General features: G+C 59.6%; 5 protein-coding genes. 1 reads left to right on the top strand and 4 read right to left on the bottom strand.

Annotated features, from left to right (window positions below):
- Positions 1 to 95: 95 nt before the first annotated feature.
- Complete coding sequence (locus ACZ47E_RS15400) at positions 96 to 2042, top strand: M23 family metallopeptidase (protein ID WP_006698031.1); 1947 nt, start codon at positions 96 to 98, stop codon at positions 2040 to 2042.
- 68 nt (positions 2043 to 2110) lie between these two features.
- On the opposite strand, the gene clpB is transcribed toward ACZ47E_RS15400, so the two are convergent.
- From clpB to prfA, 4 genes are all read right to left on the bottom strand, one after another.
- Entirely contained in the window at positions 2111 to 4735 is a 2625-nt protein-coding gene (clpB, locus tag ACZ47E_RS15395) for an ATP-dependent chaperone ClpB (RefSeq protein WP_006698032.1), read from the bottom strand.
- 363 nt (positions 4736 to 5098) lie between these two features.
- Positions 5099 to 5881: a DUF4167 domain-containing protein gene (locus ACZ47E_RS15390; RefSeq protein WP_112556662.1), complete on the bottom strand. Its 783-nt coding sequence runs from the start codon at positions 5879 to 5881 to the stop codon at positions 5099 to 5101.
- A gap of 395 nt (positions 5882 to 6276) precedes the next feature.
- Positions 6277 to 7146 (bottom strand): peptide chain release factor N(5)-glutamine methyltransferase, encoded by an 870-nt coding sequence (gene prmC, locus ACZ47E_RS15385; RefSeq protein ID WP_035210709.1) that lies wholly within the window; start codon positions 7144 to 7146, stop codon positions 6277 to 6279.
- Positions 7143 to 8222: a peptide chain release factor 1 gene (gene prfA, locus ACZ47E_RS15380; RefSeq protein WP_035210707.1), complete on the bottom strand. Its 1080-nt coding sequence runs from the start codon at positions 8220 to 8222 to the stop codon at positions 7143 to 7145. Before prfA ends, prmC begins: the two co-directional genes overlap by 4 nt.
- Positions 8223 to 8229: the final 7 nt, after the last annotated feature.

Here is an 8229-nt window from a genome sequence, read left to right as displayed (position 1 = left end):
GCCATGATGTCGATGGATTTGACTCGCGGCTTTGAAAGTTGCACATCTTCGCCTGAAGTTTCTGGAGAGCGCATGACCGACGGGGCACAGCCAGTATGACTGCGGATCGCAACGTGATCCGGTCGCTAGGCACGGAACCGCCAATTCTGGCGGAAGGGCGACGTGCACCCGATCGCCGCGAAATTTCGCTTCGATGGCTTTCCGGCACGTTCCTCACTGGTATTACCTCTTCCATATTGATGGGTGTGGCCCTGTTTGCCGCTCTCGACGGACGTCAGCAGCTTGCCATCCCAGCCGAAGCCTTCGCCAAGGCGGATATGGGCAACAACGTGACGGAGGCAGCCCGTCGCGGCACGCGCCTCGTGGCACCGAATATTGCCGCGCGACCGTCCGACCGCTCGATCATGGAAGTCTCGACCGTCATCAACGAAGGCGACAAGGAAGTGGTCCGAAAGGTGCCCTTCTCCCACGTGAAAATTCCGCTTGCGGCAAATTACGCCAAGCAGGACGACTATCCAGCCTTCGATCCCCTTAATATCTTCGCCAGCAATGACGACAAGGACGCGTCGGCACCTGCACCGAGCAGGACGGGAACGATTTACGGTTCCGAGGTCGAATCCGAAGTCAGCCTGAAGACCGTTGCCTTTCCCGTGCAGCATTCCAAATTCCCCTTCGCCGGCTCGCTGAGCTTCGATGAGGTGGAGGAAGCCGTGCGTTCCAACGGCTCGATCCTGACGGACGGCAACGAACAGCTTGCCGCGCTTTATTACATCGATCCACGCCGTTTCGATAATGACGAAGGCGACGTCGACATCACCGCCGGCCTGGCCGCCCGCGTCGTCGAACAGAACATGTCGGTCTCGACACCACAATCGGCCTCCGTTCCCGTCAAGGAATATGCCGATGACGTGATCCCTGCCCGCCAGACCGAAACCATCGAGGCCGCGCTTTTCGGCGCGGGTTATTCGAAGGCACAGTCTTCGGAGATTGCCGGCCTGCTGGCACCGCAAATCCAGTCGAACAATGTGGAAAGCGGCGACGTGCTGCGCGTCGGCATCCTTCAGGAAGACGAGAAAAGCGATATCGTGCGCGTGAGCCTTTACCGCAAGGGCCGCCACATGGTCACCATGGCCGTCGATGACCGCAAGCGCTTCATCAAGGCGAGCGAACCACCGAAACTGGACGCGGTGGCGACCGCCTTCGACAGCACACCCGCACCTGCGGCGGGGCGCGATCTGCCAAGCGTCTATGACGGGGTGTACCGCGCCGCGCTTGCTTACGGTATGAACCAGGGCATGGTTTCGCAGTTGATCAAGCTTCTGGCCAGCAGCGTCGATTTCCAGGCGCAGCTCAAGCCGGCGGATACGCTCGAAGCCTTCTTCTCCGTGGAAGATGCGGATGGCAAGGCGACGGACAAGTCGGAGCTGCTCTATGTCAATGCCAAGTTCGGCGACAACGAGACACGCTTTTACCGGTTCCAGAATCCGGAAGACAACAGCATCGATTATTTCGATGAAAACGGCAAAAGCATCCGGCAGTTCCTGTTGCGCAACCCGGTTCCAAACGGCCGCATGACCTCCGGTTTCGGGATGCGCCGCCATCCCGTGCTGAAATTCAGCCGCATGCATACGGGAACAGACTGGGCCGCCGCCCGGGGCACGCCGATTATCGCTACGGGTAACGGCACTGTCGAGAAGGCCGGATGGGCCTCCGGTTACGGCAACCAGACCCTGATCCGCCATGCCAATGGCTATGTCTCGTCCTATAACCACCAGAGCGCGATCGCCAAGGGGGTCACCGAGGGGGCAAAGGTCCGGCAGGGTCAGGTCATCGGCTATGTGGGGTCGACCGGTCTTTCGACCGGCGCGCATCTACACTACGAGCTGATCGTCAACGGCACCAAGGTGGACGCAATGAAGGTGCGTCTGCCGGGCGGCAAGTCGCTTTCCGGCGAAGCGCTGGCGCGTTTCTCCGACGAGAGAAAACGCATCGATAATCTGCTGAATATCGAAGAAAAGTCCAATCAGGTGGCAAGCCGCTGATCGGCAGGGGATTTCAGATCAACAGAGTCCGCTTATAAGAAAAGGGCCCCGTTTCCGGAGCCCTTTTTTTATGCAGCGTCGGCGGCCTCAGTGTCGGCCTCGGCTTTTGGCGGCTTGACCTTGAACAGCAGCCGGTCGGTTCCAGAGGTCACCTTGACCCGCGAACCATCGGGGATTTCCCCGCCAAGGATCATTTCCGCAAGCCTGTCCTGAACCGCCTTCTGGATCACGCGCTTCAGCGGACGCGCGCCATAGGCGGGATCGTAGCCTTTGTTGGCAAGCCAGTTACGGGCATCCTCATCCAGTTCGAGCGAAATCTTGCGATCTCCCAGCAGCGAAACGAGCCGCTTCAACTGGATTTCCACGATGGCACCCATCTCGTCCCGCCGCAGGCGATGGAAGAGGATGATATCATCGATACGATTGAGGAACTCCGGCCGGAAATGCGACCGGACACGCTCCATCACCAGTTCGCGAACCGAATCCACGTCGTCATTGTCACCCATCTGCGTCATGAATTCCGAACCGAGGTTCGAGGTCATGATGATGATGGTGTTCTTGAAATCGACGGTGCGGCCCTGGCCATCCGTCAGGCGGCCATCATCCAGCACCTGCAGCAGGACGTTGAAGACATCCGGATGCGCTTTTTCGATCTCGTCGAACAGCACGACCTGATAAGGCCGGCGGCGAACCGCTTCCGTCAGAGCGCCGCCCTCCTCGTAACCGACATAGCCGGGAGGCGCACCGATGAGCCGGGCAACGGAGTGTTTCTCCATATATTCCGACATGTCGAGGCGGACCATTGCGGTTTCGTCGTCGAACAGGAAGCGGGCCAGCGACTTGGTCAGCTCGGTTTTGCCCACGCCCGTCGGGCCGAGGAAGATGAACGAACCGATCGGCCGGTTGGGATCCTGCAGGCCGGCACGCGAACGGCGAACCGCCTTGGACACGGCCTGAACGGCCTCACCTTGCCCGACAACGGACTTGGCAAGTTCGTCTTCCATGCGCAACAGCTTTTCGCGCTGGCCTTCGAGCATCTTGTCAACCGGAATACCTGTCCAGCGGGAAACGACATGCGCGATATTGTCCGCCGTCACCACTTCCTGAACCATCGAGCCGGCACCGCTGCTGTCCCGCGCTTCCGCTGCAGCCAGTTCCTTTTCGATCCCCGGAATGATGCCGTAGGTCAATTCACCGGCGCGCTGGAACTGACCGTTGCGCTGCGCGATCGCCAGTTCGTTGCGGGCTTCGTCCAGCCGTTTCTTGAGATCGGCGGCGTGGCCGAGCTTCTGCTTTTCCGCCTGCCAGCGGGCCGTCAGCGCATCGGCCTTCTCTTCCGTATCCGCCAGTTCATCCTCGAGCTTCTTGAGCCGGTCGACAGAAGACTGGTCCGTCTCCTGCTTCAGGGCTTCGCGCTCGATCTTGAGCTGGATGATGCGGCGATCCAGTTCGTCCAGTTCTTCCGGCTTGGAATCCACCTGCATGCGAAGACGCGACGCGGCTTCGTCCATCAGGTCGATTGCCTTATCCGGCAGGAAACGGTCGGTGATATAGCGATTGGAAAGCGTCGCAGCCGCAACCAGGGCCGAATCCGAGATACGGACCTTGTGGTGCTGTTCGTATTTTTCCTTCAACCCGCGCAGGATCGAGATCGTGTCCTCAACGGTCGGTTCATCCACCAGCACGGGCTGGAAACGGCGGGCAAGGGCCGGATCCTTCTCCACATGCTTGCGATATTCGTCGAGCGTGGTGGCGCCAACGCAGTGCAGCTCACCGCGGGCAAGCGCGGGCTTCAGCAGATTGGAGGCATCCATCGCCCCATCCGCCTTACCGGCGCCGACCAGCGTATGCATTTCATCGATGAAGAGGATGATGCCGCCATTTTCAGACTGCACCTCGTTGAGGACAGCCTTCAGTCGCTCTTCGAACTCACCGCGATATTTCGCACCTGCGATCAGCGCGCCCATATCGAGCGCCATCAGCTTCTTGTCTTTGAGGCTTTCGGGCACATCGCCATTGACGATGCGCAGGGCGAGGCCTTCGGCAATCGCCGTCTTACCGACGCCGGGTTCACCGATCAGCACGGGATTGTTCTTGGTACGGCGAGACAGCACCTGAATGGTACGGCGAATTTCATCGTCGCGGCCAATAACAGGGTCCAGCTTGCCTTCGCGGGCCTCTTCCGTCAGGTCGCGCGCGAACTTCTTCAGCGCGTCAAAGCCCTGTTCGGCATTGGCGCTGTCAGCCGTGCGGCCCTTGCGGATATCATTGATGACCTGATTGAGCGCCTGCGCCGTCACGCCGGCCTTCTTCAGGGAAGCCGAAGTGGAAGCAGAGCTTTCAATCGCAAGCGCCTGCAGAAGACGCTCGACGGTCACGAAACTGTCGCCAGCCTTTTTGGCCAGGTCTTCGGCGGTGGAAAACACCTTTGCAAGGGGAGCCGTCAGCGAAAGGCCGCCATTGCCACCGGATACCTTGGGTAATTTTGCCAGCGCGGCATCATTGGCAAGACGCGCTTCTTTCGCGTCGCCGCCAGCCCGCTCGATCAGCGATGCCGCCATGCCCTGCTCGTCATCGAGCAGCACCTTGAGAACATGCTCGGGCGAAAACTGCTGATGGTTTTCGGCCAGCGCAAAGGTCTGCGCCGATTGCAGAAAACCGCGAACGCGCTCGGAGTATTTTTCAATATTCATAGTCGAACCTCCATAGACCGGCCCGCCCGCTTTCGGCACGGCTCCGGGTGTTAGGGTTGAGGCTCCCTCAAAAGGCAAGCCCCGCTACGACAGTCGTGTTTAAGGATTTCACGATCGCCGCCTCTCGATGGTCGGTCGCCAGCAGTGTCGGCAACCTTCCATCCTGCTCGAATATGGGAGGCATTTTCATCGGTTTAAAGGGGAAGAAATCCGGCCGTCGAGAAATTTTCCCAGGAAGTTGACGGGCGTCAGCTTCACCCTGCTAGCCATGCTGGCGCGCGCAGCCATAGACTTTGGCGCGCCAAAATAAAAAAACTCCGGCGAGCCGGAGTTTTTCAGTCTGGGGCATGTCTGCCTGCGCTGTTATTCCGCGGCGTTTTCAAGCGTGGCGGGAGCGGCCTCTTCACCGGCTCCTGCATCTTCACCTTCGGCACCTTCGGCAGCCGCAGTGCGACGTGGACGGCGCTGGCGCGGACCAGTCGCCCGGCGCGTCTTCGGTGCGCGTTCGGCTGGAGCTTCCGCCTGCTGCTGTTCCTCTTCGACGGCCACCTCCATTGGCGTACCCTCGATGACGGGCTGCGGCGCCTGACTGGCGTCATAAACCGGAGGCTGCTGATCTGCGCTCACCTGCTGGCGTGGCTGACGCTCCTGCCGCTCACGGCGGTCGGGACGGTCACGGCGCTCCTGGCGCTGCTCGTTCCGTTCGGCGCGCTCCTGGCGTTCGGGCTGCTGCGCGCGCTCGGCCTGTTCGGCCTGATGCTGCGGTGCAATGGCGCCTTCGTCACCATCGTTCACATCCATCTCGTCGGCATCGGCGGCATTATACTCGCCGCGGTCGTCGCGCTGGAAGCGTTCCTGCATCTGCGCCTGAGCCGACGCGATGATGCGGTTATAATGTTCAGCGTGCTGCAGATAGTTTTCAGCCATCACGCGGTCGCCGGAACTCTGTGCGTCGCGCGCCAGAGCCGCGTATTTTTCCGCTATGTGCTGGGCTGTGCCACGGATTTTAACATCGGGGCCGGAACTGTCATAAGTCCTGGTCAGCGGGTTACCGCCCTTGCGGTTGAAATTGTTGTTACCGCCACCATTATTATTGTTGTTGTTTCCACGCCCCCGGCCGCGCTTGTTTTGCTGTCCTGGCCTCATCAATTGCTCACCTGAATTCTGTTTTGCTGATAATCTGGTTGTTTTCATGCAATTCCGGGCGGAAAACCGCTGGAAATTTTTCCTGAAATTGCTCCATCACGCGCCCTGCCGAGATACCTCCGGACAAGACCTCGCGTAAGACGACCGGTCGCGCAAATGCTGCACCGAGCCGTCTGCGAACAAAGTTTACTGATTCACATGCCGGAAACGCCCAGCCTTTCAGGGCTCTTTAAAGAACCCGCTTCGGGACTGACCCATACCCTGACGAATCTCAGTTCGTCCTCAGCCACCCGGCATGTGGCCGCAAACTATCCCGCTTCCCGCGGAAATCCAAGCCTTTTCTTTTGCTGTGCAAAATATCCTTGCAAAAAATTCCGCAGACATATCGCCGTCAACTATCTCCGGAAGGTCAAAACTCTATCATTACCGCCATAATCCTTCACGGCGTCCAGAAGAGAGAAGCCGTGGGAAGAAAATATAGCGGAAACATCAAGCCTTTGATCGAAACCGATCTCCACACCGACAATCCCGTTTTCCACAAGAAAACGGCCTGCTTCGGCAGCGATGAGGCGGTACGGTGCAAGGCCGTCCTGACCTCCATCCAGCGCCGCCAGAGGATCATGATGACGAACCTCTCGGTCAAGCGTTGCGACGATATCGCTTCTTATATAAGGCGGATTCGACACAATTATGTCAAAGCGGCCAGAGATTTTTTCGAACCAGTCGCTTTGAACGGGTTCGAAACGACCGCCGAGATCATTTCGGAATGCGTTTCTCGAGGCTGTCTCCAGCGCGTCGGCGGAGATATCGCTGCCGACACCGGTCGCCTCCGGGCATTCCTTCAAAAGCGCGAGACAGATCGCCCCCGTGCCTGTGCCCAGATCGAGAATACGCGCGCTGCCCCTGGCTGAAACGGCAGCCTTCAAGGCAGGCAGCAGCGTGTCGACCAGAACCTCCGTATCAGGGCGCGGCTCGAGCGTTTCCCTCGACAAAAGAAGATCCAGGCCATGAAACTCGCGATGGCCCAGGATGCGGTGAACAGGCTCGCCGGCGGCGCGTCTTTCAACCATCGCATCAATTCGGGCTTGCTCCTCGGTCGTGAGCGACCGGTCCGGCTTCATCACGAAGTCGGTCAACGAAAAACCGACGACTTCGGCAATCAGGAGACGCGCATCGAGAAGTGGATCGGCGATCCCTGCCGCCTGCAGCCGCTTGCGGGCCGCGGCAAGTTCACTTGCGACAGTGGCCCCGGCCGGCGCGCTCAATGCTGCTCGCCGAGTTGCGCCAGCTGCCCCGCCTGATAATCGGCGATCAGCGCATCCACGAGCTCATCAATCTCGCCTTCGATCATCCGGTCCAGCTTGTAGAGCGTGAGATTGATACGGTGATCGGTGACACGGCCCTGCGGGAAATTATAGGTGCGGATGCGCTCGGAGCGGTCGCCGGAGCCCACCTGGCTCTTGCGGTCGGCCGAACGTTCACTGTCCACCTTCTGGCGCTCGATATCGTAAAGTCGTGAACGAAGAACCTGCATGGCCTTGGCACGGTTCTGATGCTGCGATTTCTCCGAGCTCGTCACGATCAGCCCTGTCGGCAAATGAGTGATGCGAACGGCGGAATCGGTGGTGTTGACGTGCTGGCCGCCGGCGCCCGACGCACGCATCGTATCGATGCGGATGTCTTCCGGGCGGATTTCGATATCGATTTCTTCCGCTTCCGGCAGCACCGCGACGGTGGCCGCAGACGTGTGGATGCGGCCGCTTGCTTCCGTTTCCGGCACGCGCTGGACCCGGTGAACGCCGGACTCGAATTTCAGCTTGGAGAACACCCCTCGCCCACTGATGGTGGCGATGATTTCCTTGTAACCGCCGGCTTCACCCTCGCTTGCGGAGAGCACTTCCACCTTCCAGCCCTTGGAAGCAGCAAAGCGCTCATACATGCGGAACAGATCGCCGGCAAACAGTGCCGCCTCGGAACCGCCGGTCCCGGCGCGTATTTCGAGGATCGCACTTTTTTCGTCCGCAGCATCCTTCGGCAGAAGCAGGACCTGCATGTCCTTTTCGAGCTCTTCGATACGGCTCTCGATCTCCGGCAGCTCCATTTCCGCCAGTTCGCGCATATCCTTGTCGGTCGACTTGTCGGCAAGCAGCGCTTCGAGATCGGCGGCCTCAGAGATCGCCTTCTCGTATTCGCGAATTTTCTTCACCACCGGCTCGAGCTCGGAATATTCCGAAGCCAGCTTCACATAGACATCCGCAGCAGGCCCGGCAGACATACGCGCTTCGATCTCGCCGAAACGTCTTTCCAACTCGCGCATTTTTTCGACGGGAAGCTTCGCCACCAGTCAC

It is taken from the genome of Agrobacterium sp. 5Ca39, from assembly GCF_055382365.1.
Note: the sequence above shows the minus strand (reverse complement) of the source record. Positions and strands in the feature narration are given on the sequence as shown.

What these genes read in the sequence shown, in the direction of transcription:
- ACZ47E_RS15400 (WP_006698031.1), top strand. Translation starts at nt 96, where the DNA reads ATGACTGCGGATCGCAACGTGATCCGGTCGCTAGGCACGGAACCGCCA.
- clpB (WP_006698032.1), bottom strand. Translation starts at nt 4,735, where the DNA reads ATGAATATTGAAAAATACTCCGAGCGCGTTCGCGGTTTTCTGCAATCG.
- ACZ47E_RS15390 (WP_112556662.1), bottom strand. Translation starts at nt 5,881, where the DNA reads ATGAGGCCAGGACAGCAAAACAAGCGCGGCCGGGGGCGTGGAAACAAC.